We start from the raw sequence: 21,563 nt of genomic DNA, 5'->3' as shown, positions 1-21,563 counted from the left end.
CTGACTGTCCGAGAACACCCCATGCAGCTTTCTTCGCTCACTGCGGTTTCCCCTGTAGACGGCCGTTATGCCGGCAAAACCCAGGCCTTGCGCCCCATTTTCAGCGAATTCGGCCTGATCCGTTTCCGCGCCCTGGTCGAAGTGCGCTGGCTGCAGCGCCTGGCCGCCCACCCGCAGATCGGCGAAGTGCCGGCGTTCTCCGCCGAAGCCAACGCACTGCTGGACAACCTGGCCACCGATTTCAAACTTGAGCACGCCGAGCGCGTCAAGGAAATCGAGCGCACCACCAACCACGACGTCAAGGCGATCGAATACCTCCTCAAGGAGCAGGCCGCCAAGCTGCCTGAGCTGGCCAAGGTCAGCGAGTTCATCCACTTCGCCTGCACCAGCGAGGACATCAACAACCTGTCCCACGCCCTGATGCTGCGCGCCGGCCGTGACGACGTGCTGCTGCCGCTGATGCGCCAGATCGCCGACGCCATCCGCGCCCTGGCCCACGCCCACGCCGACGTGCCGATGCTGTCGCGCACCCACGGCCAGCCGGCTTCGCCGACTACCCTGGGTAAAGAGCTGGCCAACGTCGTGTACCGCCTGGAGCGCCAGATCGCCCAGGTCGCTGCCGTACCGCTGCTGGGCAAGATCAACGGCGCCGTGGGCAACTACAACGCCCACCTGTCGGCCTACTCGCAGATCGACTGGGAAGAGAACGCCCGCGCCTTCATCGAAGACGAGCTGGGCTTGCAGTTCAACCCGTACACCACCCAGATCGAGCCACACGACTACATCGCCGAGCTGTTCGACGCCATCGCCCGCTTCAACACCATCCTGATCGACTTCGACCGTGACGTGTGGGGCTACATCTCGCTGGGCTACTTCAAGCAAAGAACCGTTGCCGGCGAAATCGGCTCGTCGACCATGCCGCACAAGGTCAACCCGATCGACTTCGAAAACTCCGAAGGCAACCTGGGTATCGCCAACGCGCTGTTCCAGCACCTGGCCAGCAAGCTGCCGATCTCGCGCTGGCAGCGCGACCTGACCGACTCCACCGTGCTGCGCAACCTGGGCGTGGGCTTCGCCCACAGCGTCATTGCCTACGAAGCCAGCCTGAAAGGCATCGGTAAGCTGGAAGTCAACGAAGCCCGTATCGCCGCCGACCTGGACGCCTGCTGGGAAGTGCTGGCCGAGCCTATCCAGACCGTGATGCGCCGCTTCAACATCGAAAACCCCTACGAGAAGCTCAAAGAGCTGACCCGTGGCAAGGGCATCACCCCGGACGCGCTGCTCACCTTTATTGATGGCCTCGACATGCCAGCCGAAGCCAAGGCCGAGCTCAAGCAGCTGACCCCCGCTACCTACATCGGTAACGCGGCAGCCCAGGCCAAACGCATCTAAGCTGACCGTCGCGTGCAACGCCCGGCCTGGCCGGGCGTTTTTATTCCCGGACGAAAATTACGTTTTTTCAATAGGTTGAACATGAATCCTGATACTCCACTGCAGCTGCTCGGCGGCATCTCGGCCCGCGAATTCATGCGCGACTACTGGCAGAAGAAGCCCCTGCTGGTGCGCCAGGCCTTCCCGGACTTCATCAGCCCGATCGACCCCGACGAACTGGCTGGCCTGGCCCTGGAAGAGGAAGTCGAATCGCGTATCGTGCTCGAGCACGGTGCCCACCCGTGGGAGCTGCGCCGCGGCCCGTTCAACGAAGACACCTTCGCCGAGCTGCCGGAAAAAGACTGGACCCTGCTGGTACAAGCGGTGGACCAGTTCGTCCCGGAAGTGGCCGAACTGCTGGAAAACTTCCGCTTCCTGCCCAGCTGGCGTATCGACGATGTGATGATCAGCTTCGCCGCCCCCGGTGGCAGCGTTGGTCCGCACTTCGACAACTACGACGTGTTCCTGCTGCAAGGCCACGGCGAGCGCAACTGGAAGATCGGCCAGATGTGCAGCAGCGACAGCCCGCTGCTGGAGCACGCCGACCTGCGCATCCTTGCCGAATTCGAGCAGAGCGAAGAGTGGACCCTGGAGCCAGGTGACATGCTCTACCTGCCACCACGCCTGGCTCACTACGGCGTGGCCGTGGACGACTGCCTGACCTACTCGGTGGGCTTCCGCGCGCCAAGCGCCGCCGAAGTGCTGACCCACTTCACCGACTTCCTCGGCCAGTTCCTGCCGGACGAAGAGCGCTACAGTGACGCCGACGCCCAGCCGGTCAGCGACCCCCACCAGATCCAGCACGACGCCCTCGACCGCCTCAAGGCCCTGCTCGATAAGCACATGGGCGACAAGGACCTGCTGCTGACCTGGTTCGGCCAGTTCATGACCGAGCCGCGCTACCCCGAGCAGATCGTTGGCGAAGAGCTGAGCGAGGAAGAGCTGGTGGACGCCCTCGAGCAAGGCGCCATCCTGATCCGCAACCCAAGCGCACGCATGGCCTGGTCGGAGTTCGAGGACGACCTGCTGCTGTTCGCCAGCGGCCGCAGCTGCCCGCTGCCAGGCAAGCTGCGCGAGCTGCTGAAGCTGGTGTGCGCGGCAGACGCCCTGCACATCGACAACCTCGCAGACTGGCTGCAGGACGAAGATGGCCTTATGCTTCTACAGCAGCTGGTCAAACAAGGGAGCCTGGGATTCGCCAATGAATAAGATCAGCGTTCGCCTCGCCGACTGGCACAAAGACAACGCCGACATCCGCCGTATCCGTGAAGCGGTGTTCGTCGCCGAGCAGCACATTCCGCCAGAGCTGGAGTTTGATTCGGAAGACCAGGACGCCCTGCACTTCCTGGCCATGGAGGGTGACTACCCGATTGGTACCGCGCGCCTGCTGGCGGACGGCACCATCGGGCGCATCTCGGTGCTCAAGGACTGGCGCGGCCTGAAGGTGGGTGACGCGCTGATGAACGCAGTGATCGTCGAAGCGCAAAACCGCGACCTGAAGCAGCAGATGCTCAGCGCCCAGGTGCACGCCACGCCGTTCTACGAGCGCCTCGGCTTTCGCATAGTCAGCGAGGAATTCCTCGAAGCCGGCATCCCGCACGTGGACATGGTGCGCGACTCGCGCGTCTGATCCATCACCTCCCCACAGGCGCCCCACACATTCTGAAAAATGTGCGGCCCCTGTGGGAGCGGGTTTACCCGCGAAAGGGCCGTACAGCTCAAAACACTTCCCCTGACAAAAACCTGTACATCCATCCAGATAAAACTTGCCTCCGCGCTCCCGCTTGCGCATCCTAGTGCCCATCACCTCCGATGAAGCGTCCCCGGCCATGCGCCTGTTCCTCTGCGAAAAACCGTCACAGGCAAAAGACATCGCCAAAGTGCTAGGCGCCACCCGCAAGGGCGACGGCTGCTGGCAAGGCACTGACGTCTGCGTAACCTGGTGCATCGGCCATCTGCTGGAAACCGCCCCGCCCGACAGCTACGACGAACGCTACAAGCGCTGGAACCTGGCCGACCTGCCGATCATCCCGGACAAGTGGAAGATGCTGGTCAAGCCCAAGACCGCCAGCCAGTTCAAGGCGGTGAAGCGCCTGCTGGGCGAAGCGCGGGAGCTGGTGATTGCTACCGACGCCGACCGCGAAGGCGAAATGATTGCCCGCGAGCTGGTCGAGCATTGCCGCTACCGCGGCCCGGTGCAGCGCCTTTGGTTGTCGGCGCTCGACGACACCTCCATCCGCAAGGCCCTGGCACGCCTGCTGCCAGGCCACGAAACGTTCAACCTTTATCACTCGGCGCTGGGCCGCTCTCGCGCCGACTGGCTCATCGGCATGAACATGAGCCGGCTGTTCACCCTGCTTGGCCGCCAATCCGGCTACCAGGGCGTGCTGCCGGTGGGCCGGGTGCAAACCCCCACCTTGCGCCTGGTGGTCGACCGCGACCGCAGCATCGCCGACTTCGTGCCGGTGCCGTTCTGGGCCATCGACGTACAGCTTGAACATGCAGGCCAAGCTTTCAACGCCCAGTGGCGTGCGCCCGAGGACGCCTGCGACGACCAGGGCCGCTGCCTGAACCCGAGCTTGGCGCAACAGGCCGCCGCCGCCATCGGTAACGCTGGCACGGCACGGGCCGTAAAAGTGACCACCGAGCGCGTGCGTGAAGCCGCGCCCTTGCTTTTCGACCTTGGCACCCTGCAAGAGCTGTGCTCGAAAAAGTTCGGCCTCGGCGCCCAAGAAACCCTAGACATTGCCCAGGCCCTGTACGAAACCCACAAGCTCATCACCTACCCGCGCAGCGATTGCGGCTACCTGCCGCTGAGCCAGCACGCCGAAGCACCGGCCATCCTCGCCGCCCTGCAACGGGCCGATGCCGGCCTCGCGCCGCTGCAGCCCCACCTGGAGCCGCAGCGCCGGTCGCGGGCGTGGAACGACGCCAAGGTCAGCGCCCACCACGGCATCATCCCTACTGCCGCCGCCAGCGACCCGTCGCGCCTGCCGGCCAAGCACAAGGCGGTGTACACCCTGATCCGCGCCCGCTACCTGGCGCAGTTCCTGCCCAACCACGAATATGATCGCACCCAGGCCGACTTCGACTGCGCCGGCCATGCCCTGCGCGCGGTGGGCAAGCAAATCGTCGAGCCGGGCTGGCGCCGCGCCCTGCCCGAAGCGCTGACCCCGGCCAAGGGCCGCGAAGCACCACCGGCCCAGGTGCTGCCAGCACTGAGCGAAGGCCAGGACTGCACCGTCCAAGGCCTGCAACTGAAAGACCTGTGGACCCAGCCGCCCAAGCCGTTCACTGAAGGCGACCTGATCAAGGCAATGAAAAACGTGGCCAAGCTGGTGGACGACCCGCGCCTGAAGCAGAAGCTGAAAGAAACCACCGGCATCGGCACCGAGGCCACCCGCGCCAGCATCATCCAGGGCCTGCTCGACCGCGGCTATCTCGTAAAAAACGGCAAAGCGCTGGCGGCCACGCCTGCGGCCTTCAGCCTGATTGATGCCGTCCCCCGCGCCATCGCCGACCCTGGCACCACGGCGATCTGGGAGCAGGCGCTGGACATGGTGCAAAGCGGCGAGATGAGCCTGGAAGAATTCGTGGCCCGACAGTCGGCGTGGATGGGCAAGCTGGTCGAGCGTTGCAGCGGCATGCGCATGACCATCAGCGGGCCGGCAGCCGGGGCAGCGCCGCCCTGGAAGAAGAAGCGTCGCGGTGGAGGTGGAGGAAAAAGCAAAGCAGCCGGAAGCAAATCGGCAGCAAGCAAGCCGCGTCAGCCCCGGAAAAAAGCCACAACCTGAAGCTTCTGCACTCGCATTACAGGCCCTATCGCCGGCAAGCCAGCTCCCACAAGTCTTGTAGAAGGACTGAAGCCAGTGCATATCTTGAGAACCTAAGGCTTATACAGGTGCTGATGCCAATTGGGTACTTGTGAGAGCTGGCTTGCCGGCGATAGGGCCAGCTCAGGCAGCATATTGATAAGAGGTAAACTACCAAACCCTGCCTGACACATTGGCACCATGAAATTTCCCTGCTAAGTTTTCATGAAAATAATCACAATAATTTTCACGAGGCTTTTGCATGTTCAAACAATCCGCCCAGCACGTCGCCAGCTACTACGCCCAGACCTACCCCGCCAACATCCCGCTGCGCCCTACCCTGCAAGGCCCCCACGACACCGACGTGCTGATCATCGGCGCCGGTTTCAGCGGCCTGCATACCGCCCTGCGCCTGACCCAGGCAGGCAAACGCGTAACACTGCTGGAGGCCAGCCGTGTGGCCTGGGCTGCTTCCGGACGCAACGGTGGCCAGGCACTGCTGGGCTGGTCATGCGACATGCCGCCACTGGAAAAAGCACTGGGCGTCGAACGCACCCGGCGCCTGTGGGCCAGCATGTGCTGGGCCGCCGACGAGATGCGCGAACTGCCACAACGCCACGGCTTCGATATCGACTACCGGCAGGGCAGCCTGTGGACTGCGGTATTGCCGCGCCGGGTGAAAATGCTCGAAGAAGCCCTGCACGACGCCGAACACAAATGGGGCTACGACGCCCTGCGCCTGATCGGCCGCGACGAGCTGCCACAATGGATCGACAGCCCGCGCTACCAGGCTGCGCTGTATGACGCCAAAGGCGCCCACCTCAACCCGCTGAAGCTGGCACAAGGCCTGGCCAGCACCATCGAAGCCAGTGGCGGGCATATCTATGAACAGAGCCAGGTACTCAGCTATCAGCAAGCCGGCAACGGCTATACCGCCCGTACCGAAAATGGCGAAGTGCGCTGCCAGGTGCTGGTGCTGGCCTGTAACGCCTACATCGACCGCCTCGACCGTGGTCTGTCGCGCCGCCTGTTGCCGGTCGGCTCCTATCAGGTGGCAACAGCGCCACTGGACGCCGACTTCGCCCAGTCGCTGCTGCCGCGTAACAGTTGCGTGATCGACAACCAGTTCGTGCCGGACTACTTCCGCCTCACCCCGGATCACCGCCTGCTGTTCGGTGGCGGCTGCACTTACCTGGGCGGTATTCCCAAGGACGTCGCCAGCGCCACCCGTCCTTACCTGGAGCGGGTGTTCCCGCAACTGGCCGGTGTGGCCATCGACTATGCCTGGGGCGGCCATATCGATTGCAGCATCCAGCGCACCCCGGACGTCGGGCACGAGGGCCAGCGCTATTGGTTGCAGGGTTTCTCCGGGCATGGCGTACTGCCAACCCTGGCCGCAGCGCGAGCCGTCAGCGATGCCATTCTTGGCGATGAGGAGCTGTTGGCGCTGTACCAAGGCATCGACAATGGACGCTTCCCCGGGGGAGATCTGCTGGCTGCGCCTTTGGAAGCTGCGGCAAAAGCCTGGTACCGCATGCGCGACCGCGTCTGAAGGGCATCAGTATTGCCTGTGCGGGCCGCTTCGCGGGTGAAAGGGAGCTCACAGTGTAAGAGCGGGTTCACCCGCGAAAAGGCCCGCACAGGCAACACAACGTCCTGATACCCGACAAAATCCCTCCTATTCTCAATAGCTCCCTTCGCTTCCTGCACCCAGGAGACACGACCATGAGCTATGTAACCACGAAGGACGGCGTACAGATTTTCTACAAGGACTGGGGCCCGCGCGATGCACCGGTGATCCACTTCCACCACGGCTGGCCGCTCAGTGCCGATGACTGGGACGCGCAGATGCTGTTCTTCCTCGCCCAGGGCTACCGCGTGGTTGCCCACGACCGCCGAGGTCATGGCCGCTCCAGTCAGGTATGGGACGGCCACGACATGGATCATTACGCCGACGACGTAGCCGCCGTGGTTGCCCACCTAGGCACCCAAGGCGCCGTACATGTCGGCCACTCGACCGGGGGTGGCGAGGTGGTGCGTTACATGGCTCGGTACCCTGAGGACAAAGTGGCCAAAGCCGTGCTGATCGCCGCCGTACCGCCCTTGATGGTGCAAACACCCGGCAACCCCGGCGGCCTGCCCAAGTCGGTGTTCGACGATTTCCAGAACCAGGTCGCCAGCAACCGGGCGCAGTTTTACCGGGATGTGCCAGCCGGGCCGTTCTATGGCTACAACCGACCCGGTGCCGAAGCCAGCGAAGGCATCATCGCCAACTGGTGGCGCCAAGGCATGATCGGCAGTGCAAAGGCCCATTACGATGGCATCGTGGCGTTTTCACAGACCGATTTCACCGAAGACCTCAAAGGCATAAACCAGCCGGTACTGGTGATGCATGGGGACGATGACCAGATCGTGCCCTATGAAAACTCCGGGGTGCTGTCGGCCAAGTTGCTGCCCAATGGCACACTGAAAACCTACAAAGGCTACCCGCATGGCATGCCGACTACCCATGCCGATGTGATCAATGCGGATTTGCTGGCGTTTATCCGTAGTTGATGTAATTAGCCTGCACCGGCCCTTTCGCGGGCACGCCCGCTCCCACAGGTACTGCACAATTCTTCAGATGTGCATATAACCTGTGGGAGCGGGTTCACCCGCGAAAGGGCTGTCAACGCACTTATTTTATGTGCGTACGCAACTGGCAAAACTACCAGTTGCGCGCCTGTCTGTTTTGCATGAAGGTAATTTAAATTCATTACTTCTCGCACCCGCAGGCTGACCATGGCACAGAACAGGAAGCAGCGCTTATTCTACAAAAATGGCCAACTGTCCTCAGAGATTGGCAACGGCCAAAGCGTAACGCTATTTTCAGCCTCTAACACTCCTCTGGCGGAGCGTTCTGCCGAGACAACGCTATTGGCAGAAAACTCGCAGAGTTCCATAGTTAACAGCTCATCTCGCAACAGCAGGAAATATCTTAGCTATACAGCCTATGGGCACGGCCAGACTGACCTGATCCTGGGATACACCGGGCAACGTTATGATCGGCTCACAAACTGCTATCACCTAGGCAACGGTTATCGTGCATTCAGCCCGCAGATAATGCGGTTCCTTTCGCCCGACAGCCTCAGCCCCTTCAGGAACCGTACGCTTAACGCTTACGCTTACTGCATGGGAGACCCTATAAATCGCCATGATCCTTCGGGACACACGTGGAAAGCCCTCAAGGCGTGGATCACGCAAGCAGGCACAGCGGTAAGGACTTTTTTCAAAAAACAGGAGCCCGACTATCGCGTCGCAGCCACCGCAGCAATTGAAGCAGACGCAGAGCTGAATGCGGAATACGGCTTTATACTTAATCACCGGGACGCCACGCAAAAACATTTCAAAGCGCTCGCAAGAATCCCGGACCTTAACAATAACATTAAACAACTTCAAGACGCTGGCACTGCCACCCGACGCCACTTTAAAAGCCCGGAGTCCTTACCTATAAACATCGACGAACTCGACAACACAAAATACCTAACCCCCGACGAGCAACTAAGAGTAGTGGGCTCGTATATAAAGCTTGCAAGGTACACCCAAAGGCTAGATAAGCTTAAACCCCAACCACTCAACCCACAGGAGGCAGGTCCGGCGATACGAGAGTCATGGGAAAAATTTGATGACTGAGCCGTTCGAGCCGGTAAACGCATGAGGTATGGATGTTGAGTCAATTAAACAAATCGAGAGACTGACAAGCGCAGGCACCAAGTATTACCATGGCGGTTCTTTTGCGGCCATTTGACGCAACCTGCCCTTCAGCTTGAAAGCCTCCCATGCCCTTCGAACTCACCGTAGAACCCTTAACCCTGCTGATCCTGGCCCTGGTCGCCTTCGTCGCCGGTTTCATCGATGCCATCGCCGGTGGCGGGGGCCTGCTCACCACCCCGGCCCTGCTCACCGCCGGCATGCCACCGCACCTGGTCCTGGGCACCAACAAGCTCAGCTCCACCTTCGGTTCGGCCACCGCAGGTTTCACCTACTACAAGCGCAAACTGTTCCACCCCGCGCAGTGGCGCCCGGCGTTGTTCGCTACCCTGACCGGGGCGTTGCTAGGTGCGGTAATCGCCCACTACATGCCAGCCGAATGGCTGAACAAGATGCTGCCGGTGATCGTCTTTGCCTGCGGTATCTACCTGCTGTTCGGCGGCACACCCAAGGCGCCGCTGGATGCCGATGCGCCGATCAAGAAGAAGTGGCAAGTGCCGCAGGGCTTCACCCTGGGCTTCTACGACGGCGTGGCCGGCCCGGGTACCGGGGCGTTCTGGACGGTCAGCACCCTGCTGCTGTACCCCATCGACCTGGTCCGCGCCAGCGGCGTGGCGCGCAGCATGAACTTCGTCAGCAACATCGCGGCGCTGACGGTGTTCATCATTTCCGGGCAGGTGGATTACGTCGTCGGCCTGTGCATGGGCCTGTCGGTCATGGTTGGTGCCTTTTTTGGCGCACGCACGGCGATCAGTGGCGGCAGCAAATTCATCCGCCCGGTGTTCATCACCGTGGTGCTCGCCTTGACCGTGCGCCTAGCGTGGCAGCACTGGTTCGGGCAAGCCTAAGCGCCTGGCCACATAAAGATCGATCAGGTACCGGGCAATGGACCGCCCGGCCGGCAGCGGCGGCAGGTCGTGGACGCTGAACCACTGGGCGTCCTCGATCTCGTCCGGCTGCATGACGATATCGCCCCCCGCGTATTCGGCATGAAAGCCCAGCATCATCGAGTGCGGGAATGGCCAGCACTGGCTGCCGACGTACTGGATGTTCCGCACCTCCACCGCCACCTCTTCACGCACTTCGCGCACCAGGCAGTCTTCTGCCGACTCACCCGGCTCGGCAAAGCCCGCCAAGGTGCTGTACACGCCGGTGACGAAGCGCGGCGAGCGCGCCAGCAAGATTTCATCGCCACGGGTCACCAGCACGATCATGCTCGGCGAAATACGCGGATAGCTGCGCAGGTCGCATGGCTGGCAGTACATCGCCCGCTCCCAGCGAATTTGCGTCATCGCCTGGCCGCAGCTGCCGCAGAAACGGTGCTCGCGGGCCCAGGTGCCGATCTGCGCGGCATAACCCAGTATTTTGTAGGTGTCGAAGTCGCCTTCGAGCATGAATGCCCGCAGGCCACGCCAGTGGCAACCGGGCACGTCGGTGGCGCTGCGCAGCTCCAGCAGGAACACCGGCTGGCCGTCGAAATGGCCGATGCCGTGCTCGCATAACACGTCGAGGTCCTGGCGTTTGAGCCAGTCGCGGGGAAACAGCGCGCCGTTGTCGTCCACCAGAAACCCTTCCGGGCTGCGGGCCACGGCCACGCCCCCGGTGATCTGCGGGTCGAGTACTGCAGTAGTCCAGCGTGCTGACATGTCGGGGGTTCCTTGACTGCGCGTCCCCCGGCCCGATCAGTCGGCGAACGTCGGTTTCTGTTTGCTCATGTGCGCCGCCACGGCCACGCGCAGGTCTTCGGACTGCAGCATCGCGGCGTTCCAGGTGGCGATGTAGTCCAGGCCATCGTCGATGCGATGGTCACGCATGTAGCTGAGCATTTCCTTGGTGCCGGCCACGGCGATCGGCGATTTTGCAGCAATCTCCCGAGCGATGGCAAAGACACCGTCCAGGAGTGCGGCCTGATCATCATAGACCCGGTTGACCAGGCCGATGCGCAGGGCCTCGTCGGCCGCAACGTTGCGACCGGTGAAACCCAGCTCACGCATGATGCCGTCGCCAATGATACGTGGCAAACGTTGCAGTGTGCCGACGTCGGCGGCCATGCCCATGTCGATTTCCTTGATCGAGAACTGCGCGTCGCTGCTGCAGTAACGCATGTCGCACGCCGAGATGAGGTCGATGGCGCCGCCGATACAGTAACCCTGCACGGCCGCCAATACGGGTTTGCGGCATTTGTCGACGGCGGTGAACGAGGCTTGCAGGCGCTGGATGGTGCCACGCAGAAAGCGCGCATTGCGCCCCACGTCCTTGCCCATTTGCCCGGCCAGCGAAGCCAGCATCATCAGGTCGATGCCTGCGGAAAAATGCTTGCCGGCACCACTGATCACTACCGCCCGCACGGCATCGGTGTCGTCGATCCACTGGAAGATAGTGATGATCTCTTCCCAGAAGGCCGCGTTCATCGCGTTGACCTTTTCCGGGCGGTTGATCTGAACGTGGGCGATGTTGTCGGTCAGTTCAACCTTGAACGCACTGTACTCGGTCACGGGCGGCACTCCTGCGGGGGAAGGATTCATGGCGTGGATGGTAACCCAGCCCGATGGCCGTACTTGTGCCAAAAACGGGACTGCACGCCTTGCCTAAGACGCGCCAATCCGGCACCGTGCGCCATCGCCGAATCATAAGGATACATATTCATGTCACGCTCCCTGTCCGGCGCCCTCGCCCACGGTTTTCTGGGCCAGTCGCCGCTTTGGTACAAGGCGGTCATCTGCCTGTTCCTGGTGCTCAACCCGCTGCTGCTGGTTACCATTGGCCCGGTTGCAGCCGGCTGGGCGCTGGTGCTCGAATTCATCTTCACCCTGGGCATGGCGCTGAAGTGCTACCCGCTGATGCCTGGCGGCCTGCTGCTAATCGAAGCCTTGCTGTTGCAGATGACCACGCCACAGGCGCTGTACGAGGAACTGCAGCACAACTTCCCGGTGATCCTGCTGCTGATGTTCATGGTCGCCGGTATCCATTTCATGAAGGAGCTGCTGCTGTTCCTGTTTTCGCGCATTTTGCTCGGGGTGCGCTCGAAGGCCGTTCTGGCGTTGCTGTTCTGTGTGCTGTCGGCGTTTCTGTCGGCGTTTCTCGATGCGCTGACCGTGACGGCGGTGATCATCAGCGCTGCGGTCGGCTTCTACGCCGTGTACCACCGCGTCGCGTCCGGCGCCAACCCGCGCGAGGAAAGCGCGGTGGACAGCGACCAGCAGATCGCCCACCTGCACCGCGAAGACCTCGACCAGTTCCGCGACTTCCTGCGTAGCCTGCTGATGCACGGCGCAGTGGGTACCGCCCTGGGTGGCGTGTGCACCTTGGTGGGCGAGCCCCAGAACCTGCTGATCGGCCACGAGATGGGTTGGCACTTCGCCGACTTCTTCTTCAAGGTGGCACCTGTGTCGCTGCCAGTGCTGGGTGCCGGCCTGCTGACCTGTGTGCTGCTGGAAAAACTGCGCCTGTTCGGCTACGGCGCCTTGATGCCCGAGCCGGTGCGCCAGGTGCTGGCCGCCTACGCGGCCGAGGACGACGCCGCACGTACCCAGGCCCAGCGCATCGCGCTGTGGGTGCAAGGGTTTGCAGCGCTGATATTGATCGTCTGCCTGGGGCTGCATGTGGCTGAAGTCGGCCTGATCGGCCTGATGGTGATCGTGCTGATCACGGCGTTTACCGGTATCACCGATGAACACCGGCTAGGCCGCGCCTTCCAGGACGCCATGCCGTTCACCTCGTTGCTGGTGGTGTTTTTCGCCGTGGTCGCGGTTATCCATCAGCAGCAGCTGTTCAGCCCATTGATCAGTTGGGTGCTGACGCTGCCGGCCGAGCAGCAACCGGGCATGCTCTACCTGGCCAACGGTTTGCTGTCGGCGATCAGCGACAACGTGTTCGTCGCCACCATCTACATCACCGAGGTGAAGCAGGCGTTTCTCAATGGCAGCATGAGCCGCGAGCATTTCGAAACGCTGGCGGTGGCGATCAACACCGGCACCAACCTGCCCAGCGTGGCAACGCCGAATGGGCAGGCAGCGTTCCTTTTCCTGCTCACCTCGGCGATTGCGCCGCTGATCCGGCTGTCGTACGGGCGGATGGTATGGATGGCCTTGCCCTATACCGTGGTGATGGGTGGGCTGGGTTGGTGGGCGGTGACCTACTGGCTGTGATGTAAACCTGCACGGGCCCCTTGTAATCGGCTAATTCAGTCTCTTGTAGGAGCGACCTTGTGTCGCGAACGGGCTGCGAAGCAGCCCCGGCAATTTGTGCATTTGCGCTGAAATCCTGGGGCTGCTTCGCAGCCCGTTCGCGGCACAAGGCCGCTCCTACACAGGAACTGCATCACTTTCGAGACCTGTGTCGATTCTGCCTGGTGCCATTCGACTACCCAAGAAAGCAGCCAACGGGCTGCCAACAGGAGAGTCCCCATGCGCAAACTCATCGTAGCCGCCTTCATCAGCCTCGACGGCGTGATGCAAGCTCCCGGCGGCCCGCAGGAAGACACCAGCGGCGGTTTTGCCTACGGCGGCTGGATCGTGCCCTACGCCGAGGAAGTGTTTGGCCAGGCGATGCAGGCATTGTTCAGCCAGCCCTTTGAGCTGCTGCTGGGCCGGCGCACCTACGACATTTTTGCCGGCTATTGGCCAAACATCAAAGACAACGCCGAAGACTTCTCCATCGCCAACCTGTTCAACAGCGTGCCCAAGCATGTGGCCACCCACACCCCTGCCACCCTCGACTGGCACAACAGCCACGCTCTCGGCACGGACATCGCCGCTGCGGTACGCTCGCTCAAGCAATGGGACGGCGCCAACCTGCTGACCCAGGGCAGCGCCTACCTGGTGCAGCAACTGCTGGCGGCAGACCTGGTCGATGAACTGCAACTGCTGACCCACCCGCTGCTACTCGGCCACGGCAAACGCCTGTTCGGTCATGACGCAGCAGCAGCGGCCTTTACCTTGCTGCAGTCGCAAGTTTCGCCCAAGGGTGTGATCATCAGCCGCTACGTGCGCGCAGGCCAGGTGCAGACCGGTTCATTCGACGTGGTGTAATCCCGTACAACTTTTGCCCCGCGCAGGCATCGAAACACAGGAAGCCCCTATCCGCTCCAAGGAGGTCAACCATGGCGCTGCGCACTACGCTGCTGCTTTCCTGCATGACCCTGGCGCTGCTCGGCTGCGCCGGCAACGATCAACCGGCACCACCGCACACCCAGCAGGTGGACCTGCAACGCTACCAGGGCACCTGGTATGAACTGGGCCGGCTGCCGATGTTCTTCCAGCGCAACTGCGTGCAGTCCGAGGCACACTATGGCCTGCGCCCGGATGGCCGGATCGACGTGACCAACCGTTGCAAGGAAAAGGACGGCCAGTGGAACGAAGCCAAGGGCATCGCCGAGGCCCAGCAGCCGGGCAGCACCGACAAGCTGTGGGTGCGCTTCGACAACTGGTTCAGCCGCCTGGCACCGGGCCTGACCAAGGGCGAGTACTGGGTGCTGTACCACGACAAGGACTACCGCGTGGCGTTGGTCGGCCACCCCAACCGCGAGTACCTGTGGCTGCTTTCACGCACGCCTGCGGTCACCGACCAGCAGCGCGAGCAACTGCTGACCATCGCCCGGGAGCAAGGGTATGACACCAGCAAGCTCATCTGGCGCCAGGGAGACTAGCAGGCCGTCGACGGCTGACGGCAATCCGGATATGGTGTGCGCCCTTTCTCGCCTCGAAGGAACGAGACCGTTGAATACCAAGCCGCCATCAGCACCGCGCATCCGTTTTCTTGCCCTGTGCGTGTTCCATCACCAGGGCAAGATTCTGGTCAACGTGTTCGATGATCCCGTCACCGGCCAGACGCTGTCCCGCCCACTGGGTGGCGGTATCGAGTTCGGTGAGCTGGGCCGCGATGCCATCGCGCGGGAAATCATGGAGGAGTTGGGCCAGCCGATCAGTGATGTCCGCCTGCTCGGCACCCTGGAAAGCCTGTTCACCTATGCCGGCAAACCGGGGCATGAGGTCGTGCAGGTGTACGATGCGCGCTTCGACGACGCCAGCCTGTACCAGCGCGCCTGGCTGGACGGCCACGAGTCCAACAGCAGCCCGTTCCGCGCCCGCTGGTGCGACAGCGCCGATTTCGAGCGCACTTGCCCGCTGGTGCCACAAGGGCTGCAGGCGTTGCTGCACGACTTGGCGCTGTTGGGTTGAAACAAGGAACCTGAGCATGGACCTGTTGTTCCTCGGCACCTGCGCCGGGGTGCCCACCAAGGCACGCAATGTCAGCGCCACGGCGGTGATCGAGGCCAGTGGCAGCGGCTGGTACCTGGTCGATTGCGGCGAAGGCACGCAGCATCAGCTGCTGCGTACCCCGCTGTCGATCCGCGACCTGCGCGCCATTTTCATCACCCACGTGCACGGCGATCATTGCTTCGGCCTGCCCGGCCTGCTGGCCAGTGCCGGCATGAGCGGGCGTACCCAACCGCTGGAGCTGATCCTGCCGGCTGCGCTGCATGACTGGGTACGCCAGGGCCTGGTAGCCAGCGACACCTTCCTGCCATTCGAACTGCGCCTGCTGGCCGTGGAAGAGTTGGTCGAATGGCGCAACGATACCCTGCAGGTGACCACCGTTCAGCTGTCACACCGCGTGCCGAGCGTCGGGTTCGTGTTCACCGAACTCAACCCCGAACCGCGCCTGGACATCCCCCGCCTGGAAGCCGAAGGCATACCGCGTGGCCCGCTGTGGGGCGAGCTGGCCAAGGGTTTGACGGTACAGCATGGCGAGCAGTTGCTGAACGGCAACGACTACCTGCGCGCTTCCCGGCCACCGCGGCGGGTGATCGTCTGCGGCGACAACGATACCCCCGAGCTGCTGGCCGACGCTGCCCAAGGCGCGGATGTGCTGGTGCACGAAGCCACGTTCACCCAGGCCGTGGTCGAACGCACCGGGGTCACCTTCGGCCACAGTACCGCGGCGGCGGTGGCGCGCTTTGCCGAAAGCGCAGGCGTGCGCAACCTGGTGCTGACGCACTTCAGCGCCCGTTACCAGAACGACCCGCGGCGCAGCCCGAATATCGACAACGTGCGTGACGAAGCCCTCGCCCACTACCACGGGCAACTGATCCTGGCGCAGGACCTGCAGCGCTATCGCATTGGCCGTGATGGCTGTCTTGAGCCAGCCGGATGAATTAGCATGGCCGGTTTTCCAAAAGGACTTGGCCATGCAACGCATCGTGATTCTGGGCAACGCCGGCAGTGGCAAATCGACCTTGGCCCGGCTGATCGGCGCCCGCCTGGGGGCGTCGGTGGTACACCTCGACACGTTGTTCTGGGAGGCCGGTTGGGTAGAGCCGGATGCCGAGACCTTTCGCAGCCGGGTACGCGATGCGGTTAGCGGGCAAGCGTGGGTATGCGAGGGCAACTACAGCCGCCGCACCTTCGACCTGCGCTTGCCACGGGCCGACCTGGTCATCTGGCTGGATACACCACGGCTGACATGCCTGAAGCGGGTCATCCTGCGCAGTGTGATGAACAAGCCACGGCCAGACCTGCCGACCGGGTGCACAGAGCGGCTGGACCGGGCGTTTCTGACCTTCCTGAAGTTTGTGTGGACGTTCGACCGGGGCTATCGCCCAGGTATCGAAGCGAACCGCCAGGCAATCGGGCCGCAGGTGCCGGTTGTGCATCTGCGTGGTGAGCGGCAGATCGCGGCGTTTCTGGCGAGCCTTTCATTGCCTGTTCCGGCCTGATCGCCGGCAAGCCAGCGCCCACAGGGGTATCACCGGGCCTGAGGGCGGCGCTGTACCTGTGGGAGCTGGCTTGCCGGCGATAGGGCCCGTGCAGGCAACATCAATCTCTGGCTAGGCCGCCAAGCGCCCGCTGGCAATCGCTTCCGACGCCTCCAGCATCGCCCGCAGCAACACTGCGCAGCCCGCCGCCAGGTCATCGGGCGTGGCGTTCTCGATTTCGTTGTGGCTGATGCCGTTTTCGCAGGGCACGAAAATCATCCCCGCTGGCCCTAGTTCGGCCAGGAAGATCGCGTCATGCCCCGCACCGCTGACGATGTCCATGTGCGGCAACCCCAGCGCCTGCGCCGAGGCGCGCACGGCATCGACACAGCCTTTGTCGAAGTACAACGCCGGGAAGTCGGCCGTAGGCACCAGTTCGTGGCTCAAGCCATGCTTGGCACAGGTTGCCTCGATCACCCCGCGCACCTCGGCGATCATCGCATTCAGTTGCTCGCCCTCCAAGTGGCGGAAGTCCAAGGTCATGCGCACCTCACCCGGGATCACGTTACGCGAGCCTGGATACGCCTGCAGGCAACCCACAGTGCCACAGGCATGGGGCTGGTGGCCGAGGGCGGTACGGTTTACCGCCTCCACCACGGCGGCAGCGCCGACCAGGGCGTCCTTGCGCAGGTGCATGGGTGTCGGCCCCGCGTGGGCTTCAACGCCGCGCAGGGTCAGGTCGAACCACTTCTGCCCCAGCGCCCCGAGCACCACGCCGATGGTCTTGGCCTGGTCCTCAAGGATCGGGCCCTGTTCGATATGGGCCTCGAAATAGGCCCCGACCGGGTGACCCAGCACCGCGCGCGGGCCCGCATAGCCGATAGCGTTCAAGGCTTCACCGACGCTGACGCCCTGGGCATCACGCTTGGCCAGGGTTTCCTCCAGGGTGAACTTGCCGGCGAACACCCCTGAACCCATCATGCACGGTGCAAAGCGCGAGCCTTCTTCGTTGGTCCACACCACCACTTCCAGCGGGGCTTCGGTTTCCACGCCCAGGTCGTTCAGGGTACGTATCACCTCCAGCCCGGCCATCACCCCGAAGCAGCCATCGAACTTGCCGCCCGTGGGCTGGGTGTCGATATGGCTGCCGGTCATCACCGGGGGCAGCTTGGGGTTACGCCCCGGGCGGCGGGCGAAGATGTTGCCGACGGCGTCGATGCTGACCGTACAACCGGCAGCTTCGCACCACTGCACGAACAGGTCGCGGGCCTGGCGGTCGAGGTCGGTCAGGGCCAGGCGGCAGACGCCGCCCTTGGCGGTGGCACCGAGGCGGGCCAGGTCCATCAGCGATTGCCACAGGCGGTTGCTGTCGACATGCCGAACGGTGGTCTTGAGGATCTCTTTGACTGGGGTCACGGGTTTCTCCTTCAGGCTTTTTTTGTTGTCGGTGCGGGCCTCTTCGCGGGTGAACCCGCGCCCACCGCCAAGCTGGCGAATACGTAGTACAGCGCGCCGCCCAGCAGCGAGCCGGTAAACCAGCCGTAGTCGTAGAACCAGCTGAAACTGCTGTTGCCAATCGCCATGACCGTCAGCGCCACCGGCAAGCCGAAGGCGGCAAACCCGGGCCAGTTCCACGCCGGGTACACGTCGTCGCGGTACAACCCGGCCAGGTCCAGCTGCTGCCGACGGATCAGGAAGTAGTCCACCACCATGATCCCGGCAATCGGCCCGAGCAGGCTGGAATAGCCCAGCAGCCAGTTGGAATACACGCTCTCCAGGCTCAGGTCGGAGACGATCAGGCCCAGCTTCTTCAGCAACTCATGGCCCATCAGCACCAGGCCGATAAAGCCGGTCAGCCATACCGCGCGGGTGCGCCCGATCAGGCGTGGGGCGATGTTCTGGAAGTCGTTGGTCGGCGACACGATGTTCGCCGCCGTATTGGTCGACAGTGTGGCAATCACGATCAATGCCATGGCCAGGGCTACCCAGAACGGGCTGTGGATCCTGCCGATCAGGCTGACCGGGTCGGACACCGTCTCACCCACCAGCGACGCCGAGGCGGCGGTCAGCACCACACCCAGCGAAGCGAACAGGAACATGGTCAGCGGCAGGCCGAAGATCTGCCCGAGAATCTGGTCCTTCTGGCTGCGGGCGTAGCGGCTGAAGTCGGGAATGTTCAGCGACAAGGTGGCCCAGAAGCCGACCATGGCCGTAAGCCCCGCGCAGAAGTAACCGACCACACTCGCCCCTTCCGGGCGCTTGGGTGGTTGCGCCAGCAGTTCGGTCATCGACATGTGTGGCAAGGCCCAGAACAGCAGGCCGACGCCCACCGCCACCAGCAGCGGTGCCGACAGCGTTTCCAGCCACTTGATCGACTCGGCGCCGCGCAGCACCACCCAAAGGTTCAGGCACCAGAAAATCATGAAACCAATCACCTCGCCCGTGCCGGCCAAGGCCTTCCAGCCATCGAACACCGAACCAAGGAACAGGTGAATGGCCAGCCCGCCGAACATGGTCTGGATGCCAAACCAGCCACAGGCAACCACGGCGCGGATCAGGCACGGTACGTTGGAGCCGAAGATGCCGAATGACGAGCGCAGCAGCACCGGGAACGGGATGCCGTACTTGGTGCCGGGGAAAGCGTTGAGGGTAAGCGGGATCAGCACGATCACGTTGGCCAGCAGGATCGCCAGCAGCGCTTCGCCGACACTGAGGCCGAAGTAGGCGGTGAGCACGCCGCCCAGGGTGTAGGTGGGTACGCAGATGGACATGCCCACCCACAAGGCGGTGATGTGCCATTTGTTCCAGGTGCGCTGGTGCACCTTGGTCGGTGCGATGTCGTGGTTGTAGCGCGGGCTGTCGAGGACATCACTGCCCTCGGACAGCTCAAACAGGCCATCCTGCTCGACCACTTCCGATCTGCTCTGTTGCATGGGCCCTTCTCCAGATTTTCTTGTAGTTGTTTGCTCATCGGGCTAATTCGATGGCCGGAGTACACACGCGTATATGTGCTTAGAAATCTTGACCAGAATTCCATCTTGTCAAGTCAGTCAACAACCCCTGAAAGGCCCGAAGTCAGCGGGTCTTTAAAAATTAATCCTTAAATATCAGATGATTAAAAACCATAAAATTTATAGGAAAATTTTCTTGAAGATTCCCAGATCAGCATCTAGCCTCGAATCTTGTCAGGACTGACAGGATTAACCACCCTGCCTGCCCTGCACCCGAAACAATTCCAAGAACCGGCCCAGACCGGTCAGCCTGCGAGGAAAACGGCATGTCCCTGTTGATCCGTGGCGCCACCGTGGTTACCCACGAAGAGAGTTACCCCACCGATGTCTTGTGTGCCGATGGCCTGATCCGTGCCATCGGGCCAAACCTCGAACCGCCCACCGATTGCGAGATCCTCGACGGCAGCGGCCAGTACCTGATGCCCGGCGGCATCGACCCGCATACCCACATGCAGTTGCCATTCATGGGCACGGTGGCCAGCGAGGATTTCTTCAGTGGCACCGCTGCGGGCCTGGCCGGTGGCACCACGTCGATCATCGACTTCGTCATCCCCAACCCGCAGCAGTCGCTGCTGGAGGCCTTCCACACCTGGCGCGGCTGGGCGCAAAAGAGCGCCAGCGACTACGGCTTCCATGTGGCCATCACCTGGTGGAGCGAGCAGGTAGCTGAGGAGATGGGCGAGCTGGTGACCAGGCATGGGGTGAACAGCTTCAAGCACTTCATGGCCTACAAGAATGCGATCATGGCCGCCGACGACACCTTGGTGGCCAGCTTCGAGCGCTGCCTGCAACTGGGCGCGGTGCCCACCGTGCATGCCGAGAACGGCGAGCTGGTTTACCACCTGCAGAAAAAACTGCTGGCCCAGGGCCTGACCGGGCCAGAGGCACACCCGCTTTCGCGCCCTTCGCAAGTGGAAGGTGAAGCGGCCAGCCGCGCCATCCGCATTGCCGAAACCATTGGTACGCCGCTGTATGTTGTGCACATTTCCAGCCGTGAAGCGCTGGATGAAATCACCTATGCGCGCGCCAAGGGCCAGCCGGTTTACGGCGAAGTGTTGCCCGGCCACCTGCTGCTGGACGACAGCGTCTACCGTCACCCGGACTGGGCCACTGCTGCCGGCTACGTGATGAGCCCGCCCTTCCGCCCGCGTGAGCACCAGGAGGCGCTGTGGCGCGGCCTGCAATCGGGCAACCTGCACACCACGGCCACCGACCACTGCTGCTTCTGCGCCGAGCAGAAAGCCATGGGCCGCGACGACTTCAGCCGGATCCCCAACGGCACTGCCGGCATCGAAGACCGCATGGCGGTGCTGTGGGATGCCGGGGTCAACAGCGGGCGCCTGTCGATGCATGAGTTCGTGGCGCTGACCTCAACCAACACGGCAAAAATCTTCAATTTGTTCCCGCGCAAGGGCGCCATCCGCGTGGGTGCCGACGCCGACCTGGTGCTGTGGGACCCGCAAGGCACCCGCACCATCTCGGCCCAGACCCACCACCAGCGGGTGGACTTCAATATCTTCGAAGGCCGCACGGTGCGCGGCATCCCCAGCCACACCATCAGCCAGGGCAAGGTGCTCTGGGCCGATGGCGACCTGCGCGCCGAGGCCGGTGCGGGGCGGTATGTGGAACGGCCGGCGTATCCGTCGGTGTACGAGGTGCTGGGGCGACGCGCCGAACAGCAGCGCCCGACGCCCGTTCAGCGCTAAGGCCATTGGGGCTGCTGCCCAGCCCATCGCCGGCAAGCCAGCTCCCACCTCGACCGCGCAGCTCTCAAGGCCTGTGGGATTCCTGTGGGAGCTGGCTTGCCGGCGATTGGGGCGCACAGCGACCCCCGTTTCAAGCCAAATATAATAAAGAGAGAGG

Annotated in this window: 19 protein-coding genes; 15 read left to right on the top strand and 4 right to left on the bottom strand. The window is 62.8% G+C overall.

The genetic code is table 11. The annotated features are described in order from the left end of the window. Positions 1-21: 21 nt before the first annotated feature. The 8 genes from purB (at position 22) to E8E78_RS21580 (ending at position 9,841) form a co-directional block, all read left to right on the top strand. Positions 22-1,392: an adenylosuccinate lyase gene (gene purB / locus E8E78_RS21615; RefSeq protein WP_041167991.1), complete on the top strand. Its 1,371-nt coding sequence runs from the start codon at positions 22-24 to the stop codon at positions 1,390-1,392. A gap of 81 nt (positions 1,393-1,473) precedes the next feature. Continuing rightward, positions 1,474-2,640, top strand: a complete 1,167-nt coding sequence (locus tag E8E78_RS21610; RefSeq protein WP_016498846.1) for a cupin domain-containing protein — start codon at positions 1,474-1,476, stop codon at positions 2,638-2,640. Then, positions 2,633-3,061, top strand: a complete 429-nt coding sequence (locus E8E78_RS21605) for a GNAT family N-acetyltransferase (protein ID WP_059395773.1) — start codon at positions 2,633-2,635, stop codon at positions 3,059-3,061. The genes E8E78_RS21610 and E8E78_RS21605 overlap by 8 nt, the downstream gene beginning before the upstream one ends. A gap of 199 nt (positions 3,062-3,260) precedes the next feature. Next, positions 3,261-5,225 (top strand): DNA topoisomerase III, encoded by a 1,965-nt coding sequence (locus E8E78_RS21600; RefSeq protein WP_049275330.1) that lies wholly within the window; start codon positions 3,261-3,263, stop codon positions 5,223-5,225. Positions 5,226-5,505: 280 nt separating this feature from the next. Then, a complete protein-coding gene (locus E8E78_RS21595; RefSeq protein WP_059395772.1) occupies positions 5,506-6,795 on the top strand; it encodes an FAD-binding oxidoreductase in 1,290 nt (429 codons plus the stop codon). A 173-nt stretch (positions 6,796-6,968) separates the two neighbouring features. Continuing rightward, positions 6,969-7,799 carry an alpha/beta hydrolase gene (locus E8E78_RS21590; RefSeq protein ID WP_049275326.1) on the top strand — a complete coding sequence of 277 codons (831 nt, stop codon included), beginning with the start codon at positions 6,969-6,971 and terminating at the stop codon, positions 7,797-7,799. Positions 7,800-8,024: 225 nt separating this feature from the next. Next, the gene (locus tag E8E78_RS21585; protein WP_059395771.1) at positions 8,025-8,915 is read left to right on the top strand and encodes an RHS repeat-associated core domain-containing protein; all 891 of its coding nucleotides are present in this window, start codon (positions 8,025-8,027) and stop codon (positions 8,913-8,915) included. Positions 8,916-9,061: 146 nt separating this feature from the next. After that, the gene (locus E8E78_RS21580; RefSeq protein WP_016498840.1) at positions 9,062-9,841 is read left to right on the top strand and encodes a TSUP family transporter; all 780 of its coding nucleotides are present in this window, start codon (positions 9,062-9,064) and stop codon (positions 9,839-9,841) included. Here E8E78_RS21580 and nudC read toward each other — a convergent pair. Together nudC and E8E78_RS21570 are read right to left on the bottom strand one after the other, a co-directional pair. Further along, entirely contained in the window at positions 9,809-10,639 is an 831-nt protein-coding gene (nudC, locus tag E8E78_RS21575; protein ID WP_084967431.1) for an NAD(+) diphosphatase, read from the bottom strand. The two genes, E8E78_RS21580 and nudC, sit on opposite strands and share 33 nt — an antisense overlap. 36 nt (positions 10,640-10,675) lie before the next feature. Next, positions 10,676-11,488: a crotonase/enoyl-CoA hydratase family protein gene (locus tag E8E78_RS21570; protein WP_280314347.1), complete on the bottom strand. Its 813-nt coding sequence runs from the start codon at positions 11,486-11,488 to the stop codon at positions 10,676-10,678. Positions 11,489-11,638: 150 nt separating this feature from the next. Here E8E78_RS21570 and nhaB point away from each other — a divergent pair, with 150 nt between their 5' ends. The 6 genes from nhaB to E8E78_RS21540 all read left to right on the top strand — a co-directional run bounded on the left by nhaB (position 11,639) and on the right by E8E78_RS21540 (position 16,710). Then, positions 11,639-13,141: a sodium/proton antiporter NhaB gene (gene nhaB, locus E8E78_RS21565; RefSeq protein ID WP_232861200.1), complete on the top strand. Its 1,503-nt coding sequence runs from the start codon at positions 11,639-11,641 to the stop codon at positions 13,139-13,141. Between the two features lie 258 nt (positions 13,142-13,399). After that, a complete protein-coding gene (locus E8E78_RS21560) occupies positions 13,400-14,023 on the top strand; it encodes a dihydrofolate reductase family protein (protein WP_049275320.1) in 624 nt (207 codons plus the stop codon). A 71-nt stretch (positions 14,024-14,094) separates the two neighbouring features. Then, positions 14,095-14,640, top strand: coding sequence for a lipocalin family protein (locus E8E78_RS21555; protein ID WP_016498835.1), 546 nt, complete (start codon positions 14,095-14,097; stop codon positions 14,638-14,640). A 31-nt stretch (positions 14,641-14,671) separates the two neighbouring features. Then, on the top strand, positions 14,672-15,172 hold the full coding sequence (locus tag E8E78_RS21550) for an NUDIX hydrolase (protein ID WP_059395769.1): 501 nt from the start codon (positions 14,672-14,674) through the stop codon (positions 15,170-15,172). Between the two features lie 16 nt (positions 15,173-15,188). Then, positions 15,189-16,148, top strand: coding sequence for a ribonuclease Z (locus E8E78_RS21545; protein ID WP_059395768.1), 960 nt, complete (start codon positions 15,189-15,191; stop codon positions 16,146-16,148). Positions 16,149-16,182: 34 nt separating this feature from the next. Next, positions 16,183-16,710, top strand: a complete 528-nt coding sequence (locus E8E78_RS21540; protein WP_049275317.1) for an ATPase AAA — start codon at positions 16,183-16,185, stop codon at positions 16,708-16,710. A gap of 111 nt (positions 16,711-16,821) precedes the next feature. Here E8E78_RS21540 and E8E78_RS21535 read toward each other — a convergent pair whose 3' ends face one another. After that, a complete protein-coding gene (locus tag E8E78_RS21535; protein WP_049275344.1) occupies positions 16,822-18,105 on the bottom strand; it encodes a Zn-dependent hydrolase in 1,284 nt (427 codons plus the stop codon). An 11-nt stretch (positions 18,106-18,116) separates the two neighbouring features. Continuing rightward, entirely contained in the window at positions 18,117-19,622 is a 1,506-nt protein-coding gene (locus E8E78_RS21530) for an NCS1 family nucleobase:cation symporter-1 (protein ID WP_197864829.1), read from the bottom strand. A 344-nt stretch (positions 19,623-19,966) separates the two neighbouring features. Between E8E78_RS21530 and hydA the strand changes: the two genes are divergently transcribed. Continuing rightward, entirely contained in the window at positions 19,967-21,406 is a 1,440-nt protein-coding gene (hydA, locus tag E8E78_RS21525; protein WP_280314355.1) for a dihydropyrimidinase, read from the top strand. The last annotated feature ends 157 nt before the right edge of the window (positions 21,407-21,563 follow it).

The sequence above is a fragment of the Pseudomonas sp. BN505 genome (assembly GCF_029873175.1).
GTDB lineage: Bacteria > Pseudomonadota > Gammaproteobacteria > Pseudomonadales > Pseudomonadaceae > Aquipseudomonas > Aquipseudomonas putida.
The sequence above is the reverse complement of the archived record's forward strand: the minus strand, read 5'-3'. Positions and strand labels throughout refer to the sequence as shown.

Coding starts and splice junctions, on each gene's coding strand:
- E8E78_RS21610 (WP_016498846.1), top strand. CDS start 1,474: ATGAATCCTGATACTCCACTGCAGCTGCTCGGCGGCATCTCGGCCCGC.
- nudC (WP_084967431.1), bottom strand. CDS start 10,639: ATGTCAGCACGCTGGACTACTGCAGTACTCGACCCGCAGATCACCGGG.
- E8E78_RS21590 (WP_049275326.1), top strand. CDS start 6,969: ATGAGCTATGTAACCACGAAGGACGGCGTACAGATTTTCTACAAGGAC.
- E8E78_RS21555 (WP_016498835.1), top strand. CDS start 14,095: ATGGCGCTGCGCACTACGCTGCTGCTTTCCTGCATGACCCTGGCGCTG.
- E8E78_RS21600 (WP_049275330.1), top strand. CDS start 3,261: ATGCGCCTGTTCCTCTGCGAAAAACCGTCACAGGCAAAAGACATCGCC.
- E8E78_RS21545 (WP_059395768.1), top strand. CDS start 15,189: ATGGACCTGTTGTTCCTCGGCACCTGCGCCGGGGTGCCCACCAAGGCA.
- E8E78_RS21560 (WP_049275320.1), top strand. CDS start 13,400: ATGCGCAAACTCATCGTAGCCGCCTTCATCAGCCTCGACGGCGTGATG.
- E8E78_RS21585 (WP_059395771.1), top strand. CDS start 8,025: ATGGCACAGAACAGGAAGCAGCGCTTATTCTACAAAAATGGCCAACTG.
- purB (WP_041167991.1), top strand. CDS start 22: ATGCAGCTTTCTTCGCTCACTGCGGTTTCCCCTGTAGACGGCCGTTAT.
- E8E78_RS21580 (WP_016498840.1), top strand. CDS start 9,062: ATGCCCTTCGAACTCACCGTAGAACCCTTAACCCTGCTGATCCTGGCC.
- E8E78_RS21540 (WP_049275317.1), top strand. CDS start 16,183: ATGCAACGCATCGTGATTCTGGGCAACGCCGGCAGTGGCAAATCGACC.
- nhaB (WP_232861200.1), top strand. CDS start 11,639: ATGTCACGCTCCCTGTCCGGCGCCCTCGCCCACGGTTTTCTGGGCCAG.
- E8E78_RS21530 (WP_197864829.1), bottom strand. CDS start 19,622: ATGCAACAGAGCAGATCGGAAGTGGTCGAGCAGGATGGCCTGTTTGAG.
- hydA (WP_280314355.1), top strand. CDS start 19,967: ATGTCCCTGTTGATCCGTGGCGCCACCGTGGTTACCCACGAAGAGAGT.
- E8E78_RS21605 (WP_059395773.1), top strand. CDS start 2,633: ATGAATAAGATCAGCGTTCGCCTCGCCGACTGGCACAAAGACAACGCC.
- E8E78_RS21595 (WP_059395772.1), top strand. CDS start 5,506: ATGTTCAAACAATCCGCCCAGCACGTCGCCAGCTACTACGCCCAGACC.
- E8E78_RS21550 (WP_059395769.1), top strand. CDS start 14,672: ATGGTGTGCGCCCTTTCTCGCCTCGAAGGAACGAGACCGTTGAATACC.